The organism is Candidatus Nitrosotenuis cloacae, from assembly GCF_000955905.1.
In the GTDB taxonomy this organism is placed as follows: domain Archaea; phylum Thermoproteota; class Nitrososphaeria; order Nitrososphaerales; family Nitrosopumilaceae; genus Nitrosotenuis; species Nitrosotenuis cloacae.
The window spans coordinates 1,434,269-1,453,503 of sequence record NZ_CP011097.1 but is presented as its reverse complement, the minus strand read 5'-3'; the positions used below and the strand labels follow the sequence as shown (position 1 = coordinate 1,453,503).

The following is a 19,235-nucleotide window of genomic DNA, read 5'->3' as shown; positions in this document are numbered from 1 at the left end:
GGTAAAATGATCAAAATCGTTTGATTTTTCTACCAAAAATGTTAATTAAAAAAAATCATTTCTGTTTATAATGAAAACAAAAAATCAGTTAATGATAATGGCAATCTCAGCAGTATTTGCTGGAGGTATTATCATGACATCTGCCAATGCACAAAGTGACGAAGAACATACAGCAGACACTTTCATAGTAAGAGACACGGTCACAGAAATTCTTGGAGGAAAATCAATTCCGGCAAAAGAATACATTCACTTCTATGATACTACCCCATACATGATCATGAACGGTCATGTGGCGGCAAAGCTCCCCTGTGACAAAAATGCAAAAACCCCGCTTGAGGTATTGATAGGCAAGGCTCCAGACCTCAAGGCAGCAGAAATGGAGTACATAAAAGAGCTCTCAAAGCCGGGATTATCCTGCCTGTATCATGTCGACTTGAATTCTGATGAGATGATTGTAACTGATGTCGCACTGTCAAATCCAACTGATAAACCAGTTAGATTTCCGCCAACTTCGACAGTCACCATTGGCATAAATGAAATAATGCCTATGGAAGAAGAATCAGGGCATTAGACCTTTTTTCATGTCTATGTTCTTTTCCATTTTTTTATTCTGATTGCGAATACATTCCATTACACTCTTTCAACAATTCATGCTACAGAACTTACAATTTACAATCCTGACCTCATACGCTGGTCCCACAGTAATTCAAAATACATTCAAAATATTTCTGTAATTTAGTTATCTATTGTTTTATGATTTTACCAGTTATCTATAAGACATAATAACAGTTCGTCTTGCTGTTCAATATTGTCTTTTGAAGGAAAAAGAAATCTGGCAGTTCTATTTGTCATTGCAGGAGCAGCAGTAATTGCATTTATTGCATTTTCCATGTTCAAAGATGCCCCACTAGTACGAGAACAGATAACAGAAGAAGTCACAATTAATGGGAAAATAGACAATTCGTGCGTCATAGAGACAAGCGATTCTATAATGTCTTCGAAAAAAATTGAAAACTGTGATCTAGAGATCGGAACTAAAGCAAAAGTCACATATCAAAAAGCATTGTCGACAGCAGAGATTGTGAAATAGACAAAATGAGCTGCAAAGAGATTTGCAAGAGTTATCGAGCTATAAAACCAAAAGGTATTGGCAGGTATGCGGCGGGGCAAAAAAGATGCCAAGTATGTGAACTGTTTGTAAACTGGGATGGAACGTATTGTCCATGTTGTGGTAAAAAGCTTAGAAAGGTACCGCGAAACTCGCTTTACAAACAAAAACTTAGGTCAAAATTAGAGAACCTAATCTAGTGCTTCTTTTTGCCGTCTAAATTATGTCTATGATCAACGCAGGCGCTACCAAAATTACCCAAAAGACTTGTCTGATATATGGCTGGCTCACCCTAATTGTAATTTTTATTAGTTTTACAATTTTACCAACTTGTTTAATTATGTGAAAAAGGCCAAAGATCACAAATTGCAAAGGACGTTCTCCACAACTCGCTCCAAATCAAAGCTGCTTGTGATCCTGTCAATCAGTATTTGTGGTGCAACCCTACCCTTTGCAATTCCTCACATTCTATTAGGCCATGGACTTCACGCCGCAATTCACATCATAAGCATATCGCTTGGAACATTTCTTTCGGTAGTTGGCCTGTTTACCTACAAATCCTTCAAGACAACAAGACTGTTTTTGATGATGTGTGCATTTTATGCAGTGACTGCCGCAGAGACATTTTCCTTTCTGAATCTAATTTTTCCATTTATACCGTCTAGCGTCGGCCTCGATGGTCTGATATCCCATACACTAATACTACTGATGTTGATGTTTTTTGTCATTGGAATATTCAGGTCGGATTAAACCATGAGATATCCAAACTACAAGTACAATCCGAGGGCAAACCAACTTCTTACAATACTGGAAAAAAAACCAGCATCTAGATTTACAGATCTAATGAACGATTCTGGACTCAAAAATGGAGTTGTAAGCCATTATCTAATGATGATGGAAAAGATGGGACTCATTAGGTCAAAGAAGATAAAAAATCAAGACTGGTATTTTGCATCCACGTTTGATGAGTCAAAAGATTTTCTTTTTATCCATTTACGAAAAGAGACAAGCAAGAAAATTCTCTTCTTTCTTTTGGATGGTGATGCAACATTTGCAGAAATACTAGAGCACATCAAAAAAAGCCCATCTACTTTGTCCATTGCCCTATCAAATCTTCTCAAGGCCAACCTTGTGATAGTTGAACTAGGTGTGGTAAAAAAATACTGTATTGTTGATAGAGAATCCGCAGTTAAGGCATTGGAGCAGATAAAGATGAATACGTTTGACACAGTCAAGGACAGATTCGCAGATTCATTTTCATATTTTTAATAAATTGAAAATAATACTGGTTGTAGTATTAGTGTTAGTTTTTCTTCCCTTACTGGCAAATTCTGCATTTGGTCACGGAATAGGTGGAGAGAACTTACCGGTATCAATAGGAAATAGAAACGCAACATTGTTTGTGGGCGTGCAGCCATCGGTTTTTGATCCTACAAACAATGAAAGCTATCTTACAGTAAAGCTGACCGATGGAAAAACAGATGCGGTAATAGAACACGTCACATTTATGATGGAATTAACAAAAGATGGAAAACAAATCTTTAATGAGAAATTTCGACAGTCAGGTATTGCACAGGCTGGAGGAAGCTTTGTTAATTTTAGATTTTCAGAGTCAAACGTAGGCCAAACCACACTACGAATAGAAAACATCGACAAAAGCTCTGAATACGTGGAAATTCCGATCTCGGTTACTCCTGAATTTCCAGCATCTATGATAATATTTGCTGCAGTTTTTTCTCTGATTCCTGTCCTTTCTTTTGTGAGAGGCAGACGGATTGCATAATCATATAGAGCATAGACTTTGGCTTGTCTTTGTAATCTCAATATCGATTTTTGTGCTAGAGATTATTGGTGGAATTCTAAGTAACAGTCTTGCATTAATCTCTGATTCATTTCACGTAATGCTTGATTTTTCTGCTATAGGGATATCATTAATTGCGTTTAGAATTGCTAAAAAACCACACTCAGTCAAGCTTTCCTTTGGTTTTCATCGGGCAGAAATTGTAGCTGCGCTGATAAATGGAATTACGTTGATTCTTGTTTCTGGCTTTATTTTCTATGAATCGTACAAAAGATTTCTGGATCCACAGGCAATACAAACAGACACATTGCTTGGCTTTGCTATTGCTGGATTTGCAGCAAATCTAGTAATGATGATTCTGCTCAAAAAAGAAAGCCATTCAAATCTTAACATCAAAGGCTCATACACTCATGTAATTGGCGATATGCTATCATCTGTTGGTGTGATTATTGGTGGAATAATCATCAGCATTACTAATTATCCAATAATTGATCCAATCGTAAGCGTTGGAATTGGTATGTTGATAATAAGATCTGGAATAATGCTTTGCAAAGAATGTGTGCATATATTCATGGAAGGAACTCCAAAGGAGATCAGAATAGAATCCGTCTCAGATGAAATTGAGCGATTAAAAGAGGTTTCCGAAGTTCACGATCTACACATCTGGACTCTGACGTCAAATGTATTTGCAATGTCAGCTCATGTAAAGATACGATCCGAGTTTATTTCACAAACCAACAATCTTTTACGAAAAATCAACGAAATTATGAAAGAAAAGTTTGGCATCAATCATTGCACTATTCAGATAGAACATGATTTGATAAATCCAGACAGGAAGTAACTACATAAGATTCTTCTTTTATTTACGTTAATGCAAATTCAATTCTGTGCGATCTGGTGCAAGTCATTTTGTTTTGATCTGAGAATCTAGCCATTTTATGAGATTCTCGTTAATTGAGACACTTAACTTTTCTCTTAGTTTACGAATTGAATTATCTTAACTGTGAAAATTCTAGTAAACATTGTATACTGTAACCGCCAATCATAATCAATGGACAAAGTAAACATTGGACTGTCTCCAAAGTCACGCACCAAAGTCATCTCAGTTCTGTCTGGTGTTATAGCAGACCAGTACATTCTGTACACAAAGACTCGAAACTATCACTGGAATGTAACCGGAGAAGACTTTGCACAATACCACAAGCTATTCGAAGAACAATATTCTGCAATAGATGAAGACATTGATGATGTAGCGGAGCGAATCCGAGCATTGGGCGGAAAAACCCCAGCAACGCTTGCAGAATTTGTCAAAGCAGCAACACTAAAGGAGCATCCGGGAAAATATCCATCTGCCAAAGCTATGATTGCAAATCTTTTGGCCGATCATGAAACAGTGATTCGCAGCCTACGCAAGGCAATCGAGATATGCGATGATGTGGATGATGATGGGACTGAAGACTTTCTAACACAGCTAATGGAAAAGCATGAAAAGACTGCTTGGATGTTGCGCGCAACCATAGAAAGCTAATATCCTACATTTTCATTTTTTGTATAATGCCATTTCAGCTGGATGATATCGATATTGCAATCATTCAATCATTAATGAAGGATGGACGAAAATCATTCAGACAGATATCTCGCGAAATCAAAATTAGCACGCCAACCGTCCAAGCTCGATACGAAAGACTAGTCAATGTGGGTTTGATAAAATCGGTCTCGCCAATAATTGATACCGGACTATTAGAGGAAAAGGCAGAAAAACGCCTTGGCAGCATCAAAACAAAACCCAGCCAGGCCAAGCTAACAAAAACCATGATACTAAAGATGTCATGCGATCTGTGTCAGGGACCAATTCCTGACAAGCCTCACCCGCTAAAGATAGCAAATTTTGAGCGATTCTTTTGTTGCACCACATGTAGGGCAATATACAAAGAAAAGTACAAGGGGCGAATCGAGTCCCTAAATCAAAAGCTCAAGCCCTGATTTTTTTGTAGGCTGCTTTTCCCAAGCGGTTCATTATTCCAAGGCCTAGTCCCTTTTGGCTGATTCCCTGTGCCAGTATGATGTCAATTTTCTTTTCATCAAATTCCCTAAATGACTTGAAGAGATTTGCTGCAATCGTATCGGGATTTGAGCCAATGAATCTGGTCAGGTCTGATTTTGTGTGGCTTTTCTCCATGCTTAGTATGCCTACTCGCATTCCCTGGCTTTTGTATTGGTGCAATAACTGTGAGATTTTCTGTTTTGCCTTTGTGCCTTCTACTAGAATTATTTTAGCGCTTGGGGAATAATGCCTGTATTTCATTCCAGGTGAGCGATGAATAGTATTTGTCTTTTTGCCAAATATGATTGGATGAATCTTTACTGCTCCGACTATTTCTTGTAGTTGTTCTAGAGTAACACTGCCAGGCCTTAGCAACATTGGAGTTTTTTTGGACAAATCCACCACAGTGGATTCGATTCCTATCTTGGTTGGACCACCATCAATGATCAGACTTATTTTTCCGGCAAGATCCTCTCTGACATGTTTTGCCATGGTGGGACTGGGCCTGCCGGCAACATTTGCAGAAGGGGCTGCAACTGGTACGCTAGCCTCTCTTATTATTGCCTGAGCAATCTTGTTTTTTGGCATCCTGATTGCGACTGTATCCAGTCCACCGGTGACTATTTTTGGAACGATTTTTGATTTTTTCAATACCAGAGTTAATGGTCCAGGCCAGAATCTCTCCATCAGATCATATGCCATGTTTGGTATGTTGTCTGCCAAAATTCCAATCTCTGCTATATCGAATATGTGAACTATGAGTGGATTGTCTGATGGCCTGCCTTTGGCTGCAAATATTTTTCTCACCGATTTAGAGTCCAGTGCGTTTGCGCCCAAACCATATACTGTTTCGGTTGGAAATGCAACCACATTGCCTGATCTTATTTTCTTGGCTGCCTGCCTTATCTGAGAAATCGATGGATTTCTTGGATTTACTCTGAGAATTTTTGTTTGCATTTGCCTGATTTTAAAAAAAGCTTGGCCCAGTCATATTAAGATATGATCGATTTTTTAGACACATTGTTATGATCAAAAACCAGTGAAGCCAAGCCCAAAACAAATAGCGCTGGAGAGAATCCAAATCATACTAAAAGAGGCCCAATCAAACATTCTGTCTGATCCCGAGCTTGCCCAAAAACAGGCAAGCCTTGCAAAAAGAATCAGTACCAAGTACCGGGTCCGACTGCCATATGACATTAGGATGCAGTTCTGCAAAAAGTGCAAGTCATTCATTCCGCCTGGTGTAAATGCTAGAATCCGAGTCGGCAGATCGACTCTAAAATCAATTAGGATAACGTGCCGGTTTTGCAATCATACGTATCGCAAAGTCATCGTACAACCTAAATGAATATAAGACGATTTGAAAGGTTGACTTTCACATGGCAAAAGCCTATGATGTACCAGCAGATGTTCTGATATCAAGACTAGCATCACTGCTCAAGTCAGAAAATATCGGAAAACCAGACTGGGCCTCATACGTAAAAACAGGCTCGCATGCAGTACGACCTCCACAAGAAAAGGAATGGTGGTACACAAGATGCGCATCCATATTTAGAAAGATATACCTGCACGGCCCAATCGGCGTAAACGACCTTAGAATCGATTATGGCGGATCCAAGGCAGTCGGATATGCATTCTCACACCACAGGGATGCAGGCGGCGCAATCATTAGAAACGCAATTCAGGAGCTTGAAAAGCTAGGCTATGTCGAAAAGGTGCAAGGAAAAGGCAGAGTGGTTACTCATGCCGGAATGAAGAAACTAGACCGACTAGCATCTGACATACTGGATGAGCTTGCAGTGCAAAACCCACTACTCAAAATCTATTCCTAGTGATATCCTTTGAGCTACGATCAAGGCGATCCAAATCGACCAAGCGACGAAGAGATTCTGGCGCAAAAAGACATGATTCTAAAGCAACTATTATCCCCAGAGGCAAGACTGAGACTAAACAATGTTAGAATGGTAAAGCCAGAGCTGGCAGGGGTTGTCGAGAATTATTTGATTGGCATGGCATCGCAGGGCAAGCTCCGATCGCAAATAACTGACGATCAGCTAAAGCAAATACTGCTCTCTGTCCAGCAGCCAAAACGTGATTTCAAAATAGAGCGACGATAGCCCAAACAAAATATAATTAGGGGTTTGCAAGACCCAAATTCATGAAGGGCGTAGTCTATGAAGAATATGCACCAGACGATAATTATGCAAAAATACTCAAAGTAAAAGAAGTACCAGATCCAAAACCAAAACCAAACGAAGTTGTTTTCAAGGTACATTCAACTGCTCTAAACTATAACGATATCTGGGGAATGAGAGGTGTCCCAATCGCAATTCCATTACCACACATTTCGGGCTCTGATGCCGCAGGCGTAGTCACTGCAGTAGGCGAAGAAGTCACAACTCTCAAAGTAGGTGACAGAGTAGCTACACACTCTAATCTGGCATGCCGAGTTTGCAAGGCTTGCACTGATGGTCGCGAATTTGACTGTACAAAGCGTCAAGTTTGGGGCTTCCAAACAGGTCCACTCTGGGGTGCATACTGTGAATATGTTCATTTACCAGAAGTAAACGTCATAAAAATTCCAGACACCGTATCATTTGATGATGCAGCTGCTGCATCAATGACTCTCCAAACATCATGGCACATGCTGGTTGGAAGAGCAAAAATCAAACCAGGCCAACTGGTCCTAATCATGGGTGGCGGCTCTGGTGTTGGTTCATTTGGAATTCAGATAGCAAAACTATACGGATGCACAGTTATAGCTACTGCGTCTGGCGACAAACTCGAAAAATGTATGAAGCTAGGTGCAGACTATGCAGTGGATCACAGAAAAGAAGACTGGACCAAAGAAGTATTCAAGATTTCAAAAGAAATTGCAAAAACAACAGGCGGAGCACCAGGAATTGATGTGTCATTTGATCACATTGGTCAGACTCACTGGAACCCACAGCTTACACTACTAAAGTATGGTGCAACACTGGTATCCTGTGGCGCAACAACTGGTTATGATGCAAAGACAGACCTTCGACAAATCTTCTTCAAGGGAACAAACATCCTAGGTTCCACACAGGGAACAAGAGCAGAACTAGAAGATGGTTTCTACTGGATGGGCAGAGGCAAAATTAAATCAGTCATTGACTCGATTTATCCATTTGAGCAAGCAGCAGAGGCCCACACAAAGATGGTTCAAGGCAAGTTCTTTGGCAAAATCCTGATGAAGCCTGAAGGCGTCTAAATTCTTGGCAAGGCTTTATCGTAGCCTCTTATTTGTACCTGGAAACAATCCTCGCTTTTTAGAAAAAGCAAAGACCTCACAATCTGATATTGTCTGCTTTGATTTGGAAGATTCCGTGCCTGACTCTGAGAAGAAAAATGCGCGCAAGCTAATCCGGGACGCACTAAAATCACGTGATTCGTATTCTTCCAGCATCTATGTTAGGACAAATTCGCCAATCTCTGGCAAAATCCCAGATGATCTCTCCGAGATAATCCAAAAAGGACTGGATGGAATTGTAATACCCAAAGTCAATAATGCGAAGGAGCTAGGAAAAATCATCAAACTCATCCAATCCCTTGAGAAGAAAAGAAAGCTAAAGCCTCTTTTTGTAATACCATCAATAGAATCTGCTGAAGGCGTGGTCAACACATATCATATAGCAAAAAGCAGCAAGAGAATTCCGGCAGTCGTGTTTGGCGTATTTGATCTGCTAAACGACATGGGAATAGAATACACAAAACAATCAGAGGGTGCAAAATATTCACGCGCAAAAATCCCGCTGGATGCAAGAGCAGCAGGCGTTTTGGTAATTGATGCAATTTGGCAGGACCTCAAGGACTTGGAAGGCCTAAAGCAAGACTGTATTATTGGAAAAAACCTTGGCTATTCCGGCAAATCAATAATTCATCCTGATCAAATCATTATTTGTCATGAATTGTTTGCACCAAACAAGTCTGAGCTGGAATGGGCAAGAAAGGTCTGTTCCATATACGAGGAATCTACAAAGAAAGGAAAGGGAGCTACTGTAGTTGATGGCAAAATGATAGACGAGGTCCACTACAAGCAGGCAAAGGCACTCTTAGATCTGGAAAAGAAATAAAATTGAAAAAACTATACTTGGTTGTTGCATGCGTAATGGGTGCCTATTTTGCGCTCAATTTTGCCGTATTTCCGCAAACCTATCAGGGCGTTCCGGTTGCAGCCCCACAACCATCAATCGATGTAACATTATCTGCATCACAGATACGCCTTGGCGAATTCTTTGATCTTTCCATAACTGCTACAAACAATGGCGAGGAGGCAGACTTGCAAACAATAACAGTAGAGTTTCCGCAAAACCAAAACCTGGACAACATACAAATAAAATCATATGACTTTTTGCAATCGCCAAAATTATTCCTGCCAGAGCAAGAAATAGGAACTGACTATACAGGTGGGCAAACCATGATACCATCCAAATATCCATTCATTGAGGCATACAACAGGCCAGCAAAACCAGGCCTGACTCATTCCATGACCTTACAAATCACGCCAACCACAACAGGGGCCTTTACCATATACACCAAGACTGTTGCAATGCCGCACATCAATGAACTATCACACTTTCCAATTGATGGTACAACAGACCATCAAAACGAATTCGTCTTGGAACATACCGTTATGGTGATACCATGAAGCCAGAATTTACTAGTACATCATTGGACTATTCCCGATTATTCAAAATAGCAAACATTGTGACAAGTATTGGAATCATTCTGGTAACGAGCGGTGGAAGCTGGGACATTACAAACCACATACTAAACAAGCCAGAGACGTTTTTTGCACCGCCTCATGCAATGCTGTATTCTGGTGTTGGCATTGCCTTGTTGGGATTTACTCTGCTTTTTGTTAGCTGGCAAAAGTCACAAAAACCATCACAATTCAGCAGGGGAATCAAAATTACCACAATAGGTATTGCGTCACTGCTTGCGGCAGGGCCAATTGACTTTGTGTGGCATTCCACATTTGGGCTGGATGGATTGCTCAGCCCACCTCATTTGGTGCTGATTGCAGGCATGGGCCTAACCAGCATTGGGGCTTTGGCCAACGCCAAGGTCTTTTTGAAGGGATCGGAGAAGCCAAGTCGCTTCATCATCGTGGTTTCTATGATTCCAGTATGGTTTTCAGTAACCGGATTGTTCTATTCGTTTTCGTTGCCGTTCTCAAAGACAGACTATTTTGATTTCAACCCAAATCCGATATTTGCAGCAGGCTTTGCAGCTGTGGCATATCCGTTTTTGGTCACAGTTATTTTGGCAAGCTCGGCAATTCTCTCAAAGAAAAGATTCGGTGTTGCGTCTTTGGTTGGCGCATCATATTTGGGAATAATGACACTAAGTGCTGTAATTCCAAACCACACCCTAATCCACACCATACCATTTTACCTTGCAAACATCATTCCCATCATACTGGGTGACTATGTATTGTCAAGATCAAAAACCACAAAACATGTCATGCTAGCTGGTGCAATCTTTGGCAGCATTTTCTATTTTCTGTATTATCCACTGATAACATACACGTACAACGAGATTACACTAGACAAGCTAATGTGGCCAAGTCTTACATCTCAGATCTATTTTGAGCTCGTACCGTTGGTTGCACCATTTTTGATAATATCTGGCGGCGTGGTGGGAGCACTGGGTGTCAGATTTGCGCAAAAAATTACCAGCTAGTCTTTTTGCAAACTAAGTAAAAGGTAATCGATTATTTTCTTCTCTGATAGTTCCTTCATTTTTTTCATGGACTTGAAGGTCAGATTCTCTACATTTCCAGAATAGGTGCTGACCAGTCTTTCTTTGAGGGATTTTCTGTTTTGTATGTAATAGTTGGCAAACGGCTCATACACCAAATCCCCAATGGATTCCTCCTTTTTGAGGCTAAATCCAGCCTGCTTTATGACATTAAACACATGATCTTTTGTGTATTTCTTTGAGAGCCACGTAATACTCAGTATGCCAAGCTTTAGTGCTGATGAGTCCCTAGTTACCGGAATTGCCAGGATTAGCTTGCCATCATCTGATAAAACTCGTCTTGCCTCGCTGAAAAATCTCTCCAGTGGAACAAAGTGCTGGGCAGATTCCAGCGCAATTATTCTATCAAATGACTTTTCTGCAAACGGAATATTATTTGAGGACGAGTTTATCTGCGATATCACATGATTGCTGCCATTATTCAGCTCTGAAAAATTCACATCAAGGCAAAATACCTCCAGATGAGGAAACCTCTCCTTCCAGATTGTAGCTGGAATGCAAAATCCACTACCAACATCCAAGACCTTACTTGCCAAAGAAAACTCGCCAAAGTCTGCGACATATTCTGACATTTCTTTTTGCGCATCAGGTAGCGTAGTGGAATTTTTCCACAAGCCGAAATTTAGCATCTTGGTGTCTGCTCCAATCTGCATCATTGGGGAGAACTTGGTGTAGATGTTTACTACATCTTTTCCGGAATGCCTGCCATTCCACAATATGACATCAAGTGGATTTACTCTGATCTTTTGGTTCATCGTGATTTGTATTTCTCAGAGCAGAGCTTGTCGCCACATACAATTCCCTTTGTCTTTGCACCATATTTCCAAGTCTTTACCTTTGATGCCTTGGCAGCATCTACTTCTTCATATGTAATCATAAATCCAAAGATCAAGCCGCTAAATGCAAATAACACTAGGCCGGTTCTGAGTGCGGAAAATATCATAATTTAAGAAGAAAAAGGGGTTATTTTAGGTTCAATGGAATGCTTCCAGAACCCCACGGCTCTTTTACATTAAACGTGTACTGCTTTGATGGATCAAACTCAAACTCTACATAGCTGCCATAGCCAATTGCCGGACCAAACAGCATGTTAAAGGTCCTGGATGCTCCAGGCTTTAGCACGATTTGTCCGTTGGTAAAGTCTTGCGAGGCGTACTTGTATGTGATAGTGCCATCAGAAATATCATAGTTACAAACCGCAGGACCTGTGCAGTATAGTGAGACATTTTCTTTAGAGCCAGTGTTCTCAACTAGGAATCTCAAGTTTACAATGTCTTGTCCGCCACTTTTCTCAACGGTTGCGCCTGCATAATAGAATGTGACTGGGCCGATTGTGGTCGCAGTTGCCTTTGATTTGAACTCGTCTGATCCTTGGCTTGCCTTTAGGGCTTTTTCACATTCGTATTGCTCTCGTTGTGTCTCCTTTGCTTTGCAGGCATTTAGCTTCTCCTGCATTGGATCAACTGTTGGAACAACTACCGGTTCTGCTGTGACTGGCTTTGTTTCTGTTGGTTTTGCTTCTTTTTTGATTGTCTTTTTTACAGTTTTTTTCTTTTCTTTCTTAGTGTCTTTTTTTGTATCCTTTTTTGCGTCTTTTTTGGAATCTTTTTTAGAGTCCTTTATTTTTTTTGTATCATCTGCATATGCAGACATGCTAACGCTAAAGACCAAACAAGTTGCTACGATCAAAACTGCAAGTTTAATGGTGCGTTGATGTTTCATTGATGTGATTTTGCAAATTTGTTATATAAACTAGTGATAAAATTATGATCTAGTGCTAATTTTTCCTCATTGTGCTTGGTTGGCACTAGGGCACAAAATTATCACGCGCTTAAATAAAATCAAACCCGAATTACACCATGTCCACAATGTGCAAGGGGATCTGCACCGATTACAAGGCAGAGCGAACTGCAAATCGATTTCGATATGATCTGGGACAGAAAAGATGTACTAACTGTTCTTTGTATCTGCAGGTTGAAACAGTCAACTGTCCGTGTTGTGGCTCAAGACTGCGATCAAAGGCAAGGCACAGAACTCCATCCGTGAATTAAGATGCCTCACATTGTATTTGATGGGACAATAGATCTGAGTGTTTTGTATTCTAGCTTTGTTCCGTTTGTGACAAAACAGCCATGCATAATCAAGCTCAATGATTTGTTTTTATCTCAGAGCAAAAAATCCACACTAGTCTCTACCATAGTAATCGATGAGAAAAACCAGCAATTTTTAATTGAGATATTTGCAAAAGAGCAAAAGACAACCGTCCGGCTATATCCTGGAACCGATCCGGAAAAAACAGATGGTGTAAAGATATCACTGAGTTATATGGCAAGAATCATACAAAAGACATTTCCTGGCATGATTATATCAAAGACAAATATTGGCGAGTTTATTCTATGACTCGAACCAAATCCTTTAGCTTTCGTCTGGACTTTGGGGGGCGACTCTTTTGCGGATATCCAATGCAAAGAATCGATGATGGCCTCAGCTCTGTTTGAAGAATCTGCTGAACCTTTTCCTCATTGATCATGCCAATCCAAATTGAGCTCAATCCCAATGCGGATGCTGCAAGCTGGGAATATGCAGCCGCCAGCGTTGCGTCCTGGAGTGAGAATTTGGCCAAGATCTCTGGCCTAAAGTTCATCTTTACTCGTGCTGGGTCCATGCAAAACACCAAAACAACTGGTGCATTCACATATGGCTGGTTGTTTGCAGCCTCGACTAGTCTTCTTTTTACCTCCTTGTTTTTGACATAAAAGACCTCAAAGCCTTGAAAGTTGCCAGCAGTGGGTGCGGTATCGGCAGCTGCTAGTATCTTGTCTACCTGCCATTGCTCTATTATTTTTGAGGAATCAAAGTTTCTAGTAGAGCGCCTAGTGGATAATACTCTAAACAGGTCGGTTTCCGAGATATTTTTTTTTGCTTTTGATTTTAGGACTGCATCCAGCTGCTTTTTCTCGGAATCATCCTTTTCTATTTGGATTGATGGGAGAAACTCTTTTGGGTAAATCTTGATTGGCTTTGGTACGTGTGGGACCTTTTTGTATTCTAATATGGCCTTTGTCATGGTACTGGTCTTTACTTCTAGCATTTTAGAGTCCTTTAGTCGAAACTGGATAATGTCAGTGTTTATCAGAATTGTACTGAATTCGTCCTCAAGCTCAACTTTGCCTGTAGAGTTTTTTGATAGTATCTCAGTGAGTGAATCCAGCTCCTCCTTGTTTAGTACCACAACATCAGAATCATCCTCGTCTATTCCCTCCCAGACTAGTCTACACCCATCCTTTGAAATGTAGGATGGCTCTACTTTGGAAAATTTACCCATGATTGTTTTTGTTATTTGTAATACAAATTCTTATCGTGTCTCTTGCCGGAACATTTGCTTTGCAATCTTTGATTCCTCTGCATGATCAACTATAGGCCTTGGATAGTCAACATCAAATGATTCTGATTCTAGTCTGTGTATTTTCTCTGCGGACAGTTTTTCCAGCTCGGGAATCCATTTTTTGATGTATCTGCATTCCGAGTCGAACTTTTTTTGTTGCAGCCATGGATTGAAAACCCTAAACCACGGCTGTGCATCACACCCAGTAGACGCAGCCCACTGCCAATTGCCGTTGTTTACTGCCAGATCATAGTCGATTAGCTTTTCAGCAAAATACCGCTCGCCTATCTTCCAGTCTGCGTGCAGGTCTTTGCTCAAAAAAGAGGCAACAATCATGCGTATTCTATTATGCATAAAGCCCGTGTTGTTTAGCTCCCTCATACCAGCATCAACTATTGGAAAGCCGGTTCTGCCGTTCTTCCAGGCATCAATGTGGGCTTTGTTGTGTTTACATGGTGTGACAGAGAGGTTCTTTCTGAATGCTCCTTTGGTCACATGAGGGAAATGATACAAAACATGACTGAAAAACTCTTTCCAATGAATCTCATTTACCAGGGTGTGGTGCATGCCGAGATTTTCCGATATGGTGTGGTATAGTTCCCTGACTGATACTGTGCCAAACCTGCTGTGTGCAGAAAGCATCGTGGTTTGATACATGGGATAGTTTCTTTTTGCTTCATAGTCTGCAAAGTTTTTAATGCTTTTTAGAATTTGTAATGCGCTTTTTCTGCCGCCCTTGATTGGAATGGTGTGATCTGATGATGCGAAATAATCATCAATTAGCCTTGCATGAAAATTTGTAAATTCGTTTTGTTGCGGTTTTGCGACTGGAATTTGAATTGCGGTTCTAAAAAACTGAGAAAACACGCTGTATGGTTTTCCTTCTTGTGTTTTTATCATGTTTGGATCATACATTAGGTGATCCACATATTGGTGGAATGGTATGTTGTTTGTGGTGCAAAAATACGTGATCTGGTCTTGTCTTTTTTTGGCAAATGGTGTATAGTCCTGATTTGCAAAAACTGCATCGATTTTTTGCATCTTGGATATTTGTTGCAATGCCTGAGTGTAATTCCCATACAAAACATGGAGGGCGGCCTTTCTCTTTGTAAATTCGTTTTTTAGATCTTCAATGCAGTCAAGCAAAAATCTAAATCTGTAAGAGTCCTGTATTTTTGGATTCAGAACAAAACATGGAATCACAACATCTGAGCTTGCACATGCAGAAACCAATCCCACATTATCCTCAATTCGTAGGTCTCGCGTAAATACAAAGACCGATACCCCAAATTTCATCTTAGTTGATTAGTCTTGGGATGTTTTTGAGGCTGGATTCGCGGATTATCTGGGCATCAAACTTGGCGTCTTGATCCTTTAGGGCTTGGCCTCCAACAAAGACTGGGATGGAGGATCGCTCCCTTATCTTTTTGACCAGCCTCTGGCCTGGCTTGATATTGTCTGTTAGTGTGATCGAAACCAACACGGCATCTGGCTTGGCCGAGTCAATAAACCGAACTATGGATTCATGTGGCTCTGACGGGGACAAATTAAAGACCTTGAATCCACTGCACGATAGATGTGATTCCAAAATGCTTGCGGCCAAGTTGTGATGCTCACCGTCCGGTGTGCAGATTAGGATCTTCTTTTTTGTTGGAATCTTTTCATTTCTATCAAAAATTATTCTAACCATGCTGTTTGCTACATTACTGCAAACATGTTCGTCTGCGATGCTGATCTTGTTTTTCACCCAGAGCTCGCCGATCTCATACATGACTGGCGTGAGAATCTTTTCAAAAAAACTTGTAGTACCAGATACTGTGCGATAGTTCTGGTATAATTCCAGCGATCCATCCAAATCCCCCTTCATGAACAACTTGAATAGTTGGTCCCGCAGCTTGCCTAGCATCTCATCTCGCCTGTCCAGGTCCATTGCCTCATCTGAGGCCAAAAACGAGACAACCTTTGGGTCGTTTCTGTATTGTATTGGTATATCTTCTCTGGTTACCTCTGATGATTTTCCCAAATACTTTATTGTCTCTTGGCGCGATGTGTTCTTTTTTGAATCCCAGACTGATCTTACTAGATACAGGTATTTTTCACCCTTGACTGTCTTCGTTCGTAAATAGACCAACAAGACAAAATCCTAAATTCAATCTAATAAATAATGCCAAAAAATTCACCTAGTGCTAATTTTCTTGTTATGTATAGAACTCAGCATTTTTTACCAACTTGTGACTAAATCACACCATATGGTGGACCTGTACGAAGAGGCGGCAAACAATTTTCTGGAGATGTCCAGCCAACAGCGGCTGCAAATAATATTTCGATTATTGGAAAAAAAATGCAAGGTAACCAACATGGCAAAAGAAATCGGTGCTACCGTCCAAGAAGTGCATCGCAATTTTGCAAGACTAGAGGATGGCGGATTTATCACAAAAAACATGGATGGCTACTATACCCTGACCACATACGGCAAGACAATCTGCTCCCAGACCCCGTCTATCATATTTCTGTCCAGGAATAGAAAATATTTTGAGGATCACACCTTTGGTGATATACCGCCAAAATTCATAATGAGAATTGGGCAGCTGGCAAACTCTGTACACACAAAAGGAGTATCAAAGGTTTTGGAGCAATGGAAATCAATTTACAAAAACGCAAATCAGTACATCTATGAAATCCTAACCGAAATCCCGCTCGATATAATAGAGCCAAAGGTAAAGCGAATCGAAAAAGGGATCAAGTTCAACTATATCTTATCGGAATCTGCTGTGGTGCCAAAGGGTAGAAAAAAGCTTTTGGCCAAGCTCAACTATGATGAGCTGATAGAAAAAGGACTGGTAGAAAGAAAGATGCAAAAAACAGTTCAGACCCTCATAGTGCTAAACGAAAAAGAGGCAAGCGTCTCATTTTCGAATGCAGAGGGTGAGGCAGACCTTACTGAGATGTTTTACAGCACAGACGCAATGTTTCATGAGTGGTGCCTGGATTATTTTAGGTACAACTGGTACGAGTCCGAAATATTTCAGGAAAGCAAGCTGAAAGAATAAAAAAATTCCTAGCTTGTGGCTAGGAATGCACCGATTCCGGCGCCAACGCCAATGCCTAGGACAAAGAAAAGCATGTCCCAAGCCATGACTCTTTTGAATGGGGCTCGAACTTCGCGAGTCCAATGTGATGTTTGCATGATTATGTGATATGATATCTGATTGATAGGGCCTGCTCAGCTGATTCGTTAAATGATAAGCTAGTTTGTTGATTTTGTGCCTAAAAATAAAATGAAAAAGGAATCAGTCATCATCGTCATCGTGTTTGTCTTTTTTCTTGTCTTTTTTGAGCTCCTTTTTGAGATCTTTGCGTAGCTCCTTGATGTCGTGCTTTAGTTCCTTTGATTCGTGTTTTGTGTTGTTCTCAAAGTCTCGAAACTCGTGTTTTATTTCCTTGATGTCTCTTTTGTCGATGAGGCCTGACTTTTTGGCTTCCTTTAGGATGGTTTTTGCGTCTTTTTTGAAGGTCTTGAATTCTTCTTTGAATTGTTTTCTTGAATCTTGGTACTTGTCTTTGAGCTCATGCATTTTCTCTCTGCAGTCTTCCATGATCTGCTTTCGTGCAATTCCTGTGGAATTTAGCGCCTTGTCGTGGCATTCGCGAATAATCTTTATTGTTTCCTCGCGTTGTTTTTTGAGCAGCTCGTTGCGTTTTTGTACAAACTCTGATACCTTTTGCCCCAAATTGTCAGTTGGCTTGGTCTGATTTGTGGATGGTGCTGACTGGGTGGCTGCCTGTGCAACATTTGATGATGTGCTGATTCCAGCCGAATTTAGCGCAGAAACCTTGTATGCATAGCATTTTGATGCACTCAGATTCGTATTGGAATAGCTAGTATTGGTGTGATTTGCAACCAGAACCGTAAATGTGCCTAAACATCCCACATCACGCTCTATCTTGTAGCCATTTACACCATTTTGTGTTGAATTGATTGGTGCGCTCCATGAGAGGTTGATTTGTGTACTGGATACTGCTTGGGCTGAAAGATTTGTTGGTGGATTTGATATTGGCACTGCAAATGAATTCCCCAAAGGTAGTGCCAGTGTCGCAACAAGTAGAATCAAGACGATTCCCGTTGTTTTCATTACACACAACAACGGATTTTTTCTATATAACGTTCAAGTAGGATTTCTACTAACGCATTTTTTGGTGCGAAATAAATGAGCTTCCCAAAAGCAAGATGTTTCTTTTTCGCTCCTTTAGTCTCCTAATGGAATATGGAAGCCAGTTGGTTCCATATGGGATATACTCTGATAGGGAAAATCCTTTTTTGATTAGAATTGGCTTTAGCTCATCTCGAATCCCGCGAAGCATCTGGAACTCGAATTTCTTTTCATTCTTTTTTGCTAATTCTGTTGCTCTATCTATCATTATGCCATCATGTGTGGCAATTCCAAATTCATTTGCATTCTCAAATAATATTTTCATCAGTCTGAGATAGTTTTGGTCTACCTTTTGTTTTGACTTGAATGATATGTTGGAGTTTTCGCGATATGCTCCTTTTACTAGGCGTATTTTGCCGCCCATTGATAATAAATCCGCCAAATCGCCCTCGCTTCGCATCAGGTTTGCCTGTATTGCAATGCCTAGCCTTTCGTATCTTGCCAGCAGGTTCTCGTAAATTTGGATTGTCTCGTCTGTGTGGTCCGAGGATTCCATGTCCAGCCACACAAATGTCTGCGATTTTGTTGCAGCCCTAATCAAAATCTCAAAATTATTCAGGCATTTCTTTTTGCTTTTCATCAAACCAATCTGAGTCGGCTTGACAGATATGGCGCCATTTACCTTCCATTTCCTAAATGATGCCATTATGGTGTGGTATTCTGAAATGGTGTTTTCTATTTGGTTCTTTGAGGTGTGGTATTCGCCAAGCTTGTTTATGATTACACTCATTCCGTTTTTGTAGGAATTTTGTGCCGTAACAAGTGCCTCATCAATGGTGTTTCCTGCAATCCACTGCTTTGCAACCCCAAAGAGAATCTTTTCCATTATCTGAGTAGATACCATGGTTATGATCAGGGCTTTGCTTGGTAAAAATTTTAATAAAAAATTGAAATGCCTA

28 protein-coding genes are annotated in these 19,235 nt (G+C 40.5%); 18 read left to right on the top strand and 10 right to left on the bottom strand.

Annotation, left to right across the window (positions count from 1 at the left end; translation table 11 throughout):
• The first annotated feature begins 70 nt into the window (after nt 1–70).
• The 8 genes from SU86_RS08345 (at nt 71) to SU86_RS08310 (ending at nt 4,892) form a co-directional block, all read left to right on the top strand.
• Entirely contained in the window at nt 71–571 is a 501-nt protein-coding gene (locus SU86_RS08345; RefSeq protein WP_048188730.1) for a hypothetical protein, read from the top strand.
• Between the two features lie 237 nt (nt 572–808).
• Nucleotides 809–1,090 carry a hypothetical protein gene (locus tag SU86_RS08340; protein ID WP_048188729.1) on the top strand — a complete coding sequence of 94 codons (282 nt, stop codon included), beginning with the start codon at nt 809–811 and terminating at the stop codon, nt 1,088–1,090.
• 384 nt (nt 1,091–1,474) lie between these two features.
• Entirely contained in the window at nt 1,475–1,858 is a 384-nt protein-coding gene (locus SU86_RS08335; protein ID WP_148550863.1) for a hypothetical protein, read from the top strand.
• Between the two features lie 3 nt (nt 1,859–1,861).
• Nucleotides 1,862–2,377 (top strand): winged helix-turn-helix transcriptional regulator, encoded by a 516-nt coding sequence (locus SU86_RS08330; RefSeq protein WP_048188727.1) that lies wholly within the window; start codon nt 1,862–1,864, stop codon nt 2,375–2,377.
• Nucleotides 2,378–2,408: 31 nt separating this feature from the next.
• Nucleotides 2,409–2,891: a hypothetical protein gene (locus SU86_RS08325; RefSeq protein ID WP_148550861.1), complete on the top strand. Its 483-nt coding sequence runs from the start codon at nt 2,409–2,411 to the stop codon at nt 2,889–2,891.
• Nucleotides 2,884–3,750, top strand: a complete 867-nt coding sequence (locus tag SU86_RS08320; RefSeq protein ID WP_082096211.1) for a cation diffusion facilitator family transporter — start codon at nt 2,884–2,886, stop codon at nt 3,748–3,750. Before SU86_RS08325 ends, SU86_RS08320 begins: the two co-directional genes overlap by 8 nt.
• Nucleotides 3,751–3,960: 210 nt before the next feature.
• The gene (locus tag SU86_RS08315; protein WP_048188725.1) at nt 3,961–4,437 is read left to right on the top strand and encodes a Dps family protein; all 477 of its coding nucleotides are present in this window, start codon (nt 3,961–3,963) and stop codon (nt 4,435–4,437) included.
• 26 nt (nt 4,438–4,463) lie between these two features.
• Entirely contained in the window at nt 4,464–4,892 is a 429-nt protein-coding gene (locus tag SU86_RS08310; RefSeq protein WP_048188724.1) for an AsnC family transcriptional regulator, read from the top strand.
• On the opposite strand, the gene SU86_RS08305 is transcribed toward SU86_RS08310, so the two are convergent.
• The gene (locus SU86_RS08305; protein WP_048188723.1) at nt 4,882–5,910 is read right to left on the bottom strand and encodes an L-threonylcarbamoyladenylate synthase; all 1,029 of its coding nucleotides are present in this window, start codon (nt 5,908–5,910) and stop codon (nt 4,882–4,884) included. The two genes, SU86_RS08310 and SU86_RS08305, sit on opposite strands and share 11 nt — an antisense overlap.
• A gap of 82 nt (nt 5,911–5,992) precedes the next feature.
• On the opposite strand from SU86_RS08305, the gene SU86_RS08300 reads away from it, so the two are divergent.
• Genes SU86_RS08300 through SU86_RS08270 form a run of 7 tightly spaced genes read left to right on the top strand, consistent with a single transcriptional unit; the run spans nt 5,993 to nt 10,662 of the window.
• A complete protein-coding gene (locus SU86_RS08300) occupies nt 5,993–6,301 on the top strand; it encodes a ribonuclease P protein component 4 (protein WP_048188722.1) in 309 nt (102 codons plus the stop codon).
• 31 nt (nt 6,302–6,332) lie between these two features.
• Nucleotides 6,333–6,785, top strand: coding sequence for a 30S ribosomal protein S19e (locus SU86_RS08295; protein WP_048188721.1), 453 nt, complete (start codon nt 6,333–6,335; stop codon nt 6,783–6,785).
• Between the two features lie 9 nt (nt 6,786–6,794).
• Nucleotides 6,795–7,070 carry a DNA-binding protein gene (locus SU86_RS08290; protein WP_048188720.1) on the top strand — a complete coding sequence of 92 codons (276 nt, stop codon included), beginning with the start codon at nt 6,795–6,797 and terminating at the stop codon, nt 7,068–7,070.
• A 41-nt stretch (nt 7,071–7,111) separates the two neighbouring features.
• Nucleotides 7,112–8,188 (top strand): zinc-binding dehydrogenase, encoded by a 1,077-nt coding sequence (locus SU86_RS08285; RefSeq protein ID WP_048188719.1) that lies wholly within the window; start codon nt 7,112–7,114, stop codon nt 8,186–8,188.
• A gap of 4 nt (nt 8,189–8,192) precedes the next feature.
• Entirely contained in the window at nt 8,193–9,050 is an 858-nt protein-coding gene (locus SU86_RS08280) for an HpcH/HpaI aldolase/citrate lyase family protein (protein WP_048188718.1), read from the top strand.
• Between the two features lie 2 nt (nt 9,051–9,052).
• Nucleotides 9,053–9,625 carry a hypothetical protein gene (locus tag SU86_RS08275; protein ID WP_048188717.1) on the top strand — a complete coding sequence of 191 codons (573 nt, stop codon included), beginning with the start codon at nt 9,053–9,055 and terminating at the stop codon, nt 9,623–9,625.
• Nucleotides 9,622–10,662 carry a hypothetical protein gene (locus SU86_RS08270; RefSeq protein WP_048188716.1) on the top strand — a complete coding sequence of 347 codons (1,041 nt, stop codon included), beginning with the start codon at nt 9,622–9,624 and terminating at the stop codon, nt 10,660–10,662. Before SU86_RS08275 ends, SU86_RS08270 begins: the two co-directional genes overlap by 4 nt.
• Here SU86_RS08270 and SU86_RS08265 read toward each other — a convergent pair.
• The 3 genes from SU86_RS08265 to SU86_RS09425 are packed head-to-tail and all read right to left on the bottom strand — an operon-like array spanning nt 10,659 to nt 12,462.
• Complete coding sequence (locus SU86_RS08265; protein WP_048188715.1) at nt 10,659–11,495, bottom strand: class I SAM-dependent methyltransferase; 837 nt, start codon at nt 11,493–11,495, stop codon at nt 10,659–10,661. The two genes, SU86_RS08270 and SU86_RS08265, sit on opposite strands and share 4 nt — an antisense overlap.
• Entirely contained in the window at nt 11,492–11,683 is a 192-nt protein-coding gene (locus SU86_RS08260; protein WP_048188714.1) for a hypothetical protein, read from the bottom strand. Before SU86_RS08260 ends, SU86_RS08265 begins: the two co-directional genes overlap by 4 nt.
• 20 nt (nt 11,684–11,703) lie before the next feature.
• Nucleotides 11,704–12,462, bottom strand: coding sequence for a hypothetical protein (locus SU86_RS09425; RefSeq protein ID WP_148550859.1), 759 nt, complete (start codon nt 12,460–12,462; stop codon nt 11,704–11,706).
• Nucleotides 12,463–12,599: 137 nt separating this feature from the next.
• On the opposite strand from SU86_RS09425, the gene SU86_RS09655 reads away from it, so the two are divergent.
• Together SU86_RS09655 and SU86_RS08250 are read left to right on the top strand one after the other, a co-directional pair.
• Nucleotides 12,600–12,791 (top strand): hypothetical protein, encoded by a 192-nt coding sequence (locus SU86_RS09655; RefSeq protein ID WP_148550857.1) that lies wholly within the window; start codon nt 12,600–12,602, stop codon nt 12,789–12,791.
• Nucleotide 12,792: 1 nt separating this feature from the next.
• Nucleotides 12,793–13,140, top strand: coding sequence for a hypothetical protein (locus SU86_RS08250; RefSeq protein ID WP_048188713.1), 348 nt, complete (start codon nt 12,793–12,795; stop codon nt 13,138–13,140).
• Here SU86_RS08250 and SU86_RS08245 read toward each other — a convergent pair.
• Genes SU86_RS08245 through SU86_RS08235 form a run of 3 tightly spaced genes read right to left on the bottom strand, consistent with a single transcriptional unit; the run spans nt 13,130 to nt 16,256 of the window.
• Nucleotides 13,130–14,065, bottom strand: a complete 936-nt coding sequence (locus tag SU86_RS08245) for a nitroreductase family protein (RefSeq protein WP_048188712.1) — start codon at nt 14,063–14,065, stop codon at nt 13,130–13,132. The two genes, SU86_RS08250 and SU86_RS08245, sit on opposite strands and share 11 nt — an antisense overlap.
• Nucleotides 14,066–14,095: 30 nt before the next feature.
• The gene (locus SU86_RS08240; RefSeq protein ID WP_048188711.1) at nt 14,096–15,421 is read right to left on the bottom strand and encodes a cryptochrome/photolyase family protein; all 1,326 of its coding nucleotides are present in this window, start codon (nt 15,419–15,421) and stop codon (nt 14,096–14,098) included.
• 1 nt (nt 15,422) lies between these two features.
• Entirely contained in the window at nt 15,423–16,256 is an 834-nt protein-coding gene (locus SU86_RS08235) for a cobalamin B12-binding domain-containing protein (protein WP_048188710.1), read from the bottom strand.
• A gap of 118 nt (nt 16,257–16,374) precedes the next feature.
• Here SU86_RS08235 and SU86_RS08230 point away from each other — a divergent pair, with 118 nt between their 5' ends.
• Entirely contained in the window at nt 16,375–17,175 is an 801-nt protein-coding gene (locus tag SU86_RS08230) for a helix-turn-helix transcriptional regulator (RefSeq protein WP_048188709.1), read from the top strand.
• A gap of 8 nt (nt 17,176–17,183) precedes the next feature.
• On the opposite strand, the gene SU86_RS10120 is transcribed toward SU86_RS08230, so the two are convergent.
• The 3 genes from SU86_RS10120 to SU86_RS08220 form a co-directional block, all read right to left on the bottom strand.
• Nucleotides 17,184–17,312 carry a hypothetical protein gene (locus tag SU86_RS10120; RefSeq protein WP_256363745.1) on the bottom strand — a complete coding sequence of 43 codons (129 nt, stop codon included), beginning with the start codon at nt 17,310–17,312 and terminating at the stop codon, nt 17,184–17,186.
• A gap of 103 nt (nt 17,313–17,415) precedes the next feature.
• Entirely contained in the window at nt 17,416–18,258 is an 843-nt protein-coding gene (locus tag SU86_RS08225; RefSeq protein WP_048188708.1) for a fibronectin type III domain-containing protein, read from the bottom strand.
• 49 nt (nt 18,259–18,307) lie between these two features.
• Complete coding sequence (locus tag SU86_RS08220; protein ID WP_236687691.1) at nt 18,308–19,180, bottom strand: proline dehydrogenase family protein; 873 nt, start codon at nt 19,178–19,180, stop codon at nt 18,308–18,310.
• Nucleotides 19,181–19,235 lie beyond the last annotated feature (55 nt).

Coding starts and splice junctions, on each gene's coding strand:
- SU86_RS10120 (WP_256363745.1), bottom strand. CDS start 17,312: ATGCAAACATCACATTGGACTCGCGAAGTTCGAGCCCCATTCAAAAGA.
- SU86_RS08250 (WP_048188713.1), top strand. CDS start 12,793: ATGCCTCACATTGTATTTGATGGGACAATAGATCTGAGTGTTTTGTAT.
- SU86_RS08230 (WP_048188709.1), top strand. CDS start 16,375: ATGGTGGACCTGTACGAAGAGGCGGCAAACAATTTTCTGGAGATGTCC.
- SU86_RS08310 (WP_048188724.1), top strand. CDS start 4,464: ATGCCATTTCAGCTGGATGATATCGATATTGCAATCATTCAATCATTA.
- SU86_RS08315 (WP_048188725.1), top strand. CDS start 3,961: ATGGACAAAGTAAACATTGGACTGTCTCCAAAGTCACGCACCAAAGTC.
- SU86_RS08260 (WP_048188714.1), bottom strand. CDS start 11,683: ATGATATTTTCCGCACTCAGAACCGGCCTAGTGTTATTTGCATTTAGC.
- SU86_RS08240 (WP_048188711.1), bottom strand. CDS start 15,421: ATGAAATTTGGGGTATCGGTCTTTGTATTTACGCGAGACCTACGAATT.
- SU86_RS09655 (WP_148550857.1), top strand. CDS start 12,600: ATGTCCACAATGTGCAAGGGGATCTGCACCGATTACAAGGCAGAGCGA.
- SU86_RS08330 (WP_048188727.1), top strand. CDS start 1,862: ATGAGATATCCAAACTACAAGTACAATCCGAGGGCAAACCAACTTCTT.
- SU86_RS09425 (WP_148550859.1), bottom strand. CDS start 12,462: ATGAAACATCAACGCACCATTAAACTTGCAGTTTTGATCGTAGCAACT.
- SU86_RS08305 (WP_048188723.1), bottom strand. CDS start 5,910: ATGCAAACAAAAATTCTCAGAGTAAATCCAAGAAATCCATCGATTTCT.
- SU86_RS08225 (WP_048188708.1), bottom strand. CDS start 18,258: ATGAAAACAACGGGAATCGTCTTGATTCTACTTGTTGCGACACTGGCA.
- SU86_RS08270 (WP_048188716.1), top strand. CDS start 9,622: ATGAAGCCAGAATTTACTAGTACATCATTGGACTATTCCCGATTATTC.
- SU86_RS08345 (WP_048188730.1), top strand. CDS start 71: ATGAAAACAAAAAATCAGTTAATGATAATGGCAATCTCAGCAGTATTT.
- SU86_RS08220 (WP_236687691.1), bottom strand. CDS start 19,180: ATGGTATCTACTCAGATAATGGAAAAGATTCTCTTTGGGGTTGCAAAG.
- SU86_RS08245 (WP_048188712.1), bottom strand. CDS start 14,065: ATGGGTAAATTTTCCAAAGTAGAGCCATCCTACATTTCAAAGGATGGG.
- SU86_RS08265 (WP_048188715.1), bottom strand. CDS start 11,495: ATGAACCAAAAGATCAGAGTAAATCCACTTGATGTCATATTGTGGAAT.
- SU86_RS08285 (WP_048188719.1), top strand. CDS start 7,112: ATGAAGGGCGTAGTCTATGAAGAATATGCACCAGACGATAATTATGCA.
- SU86_RS08295 (WP_048188721.1), top strand. CDS start 6,333: ATGGCAAAAGCCTATGATGTACCAGCAGATGTTCTGATATCAAGACTA.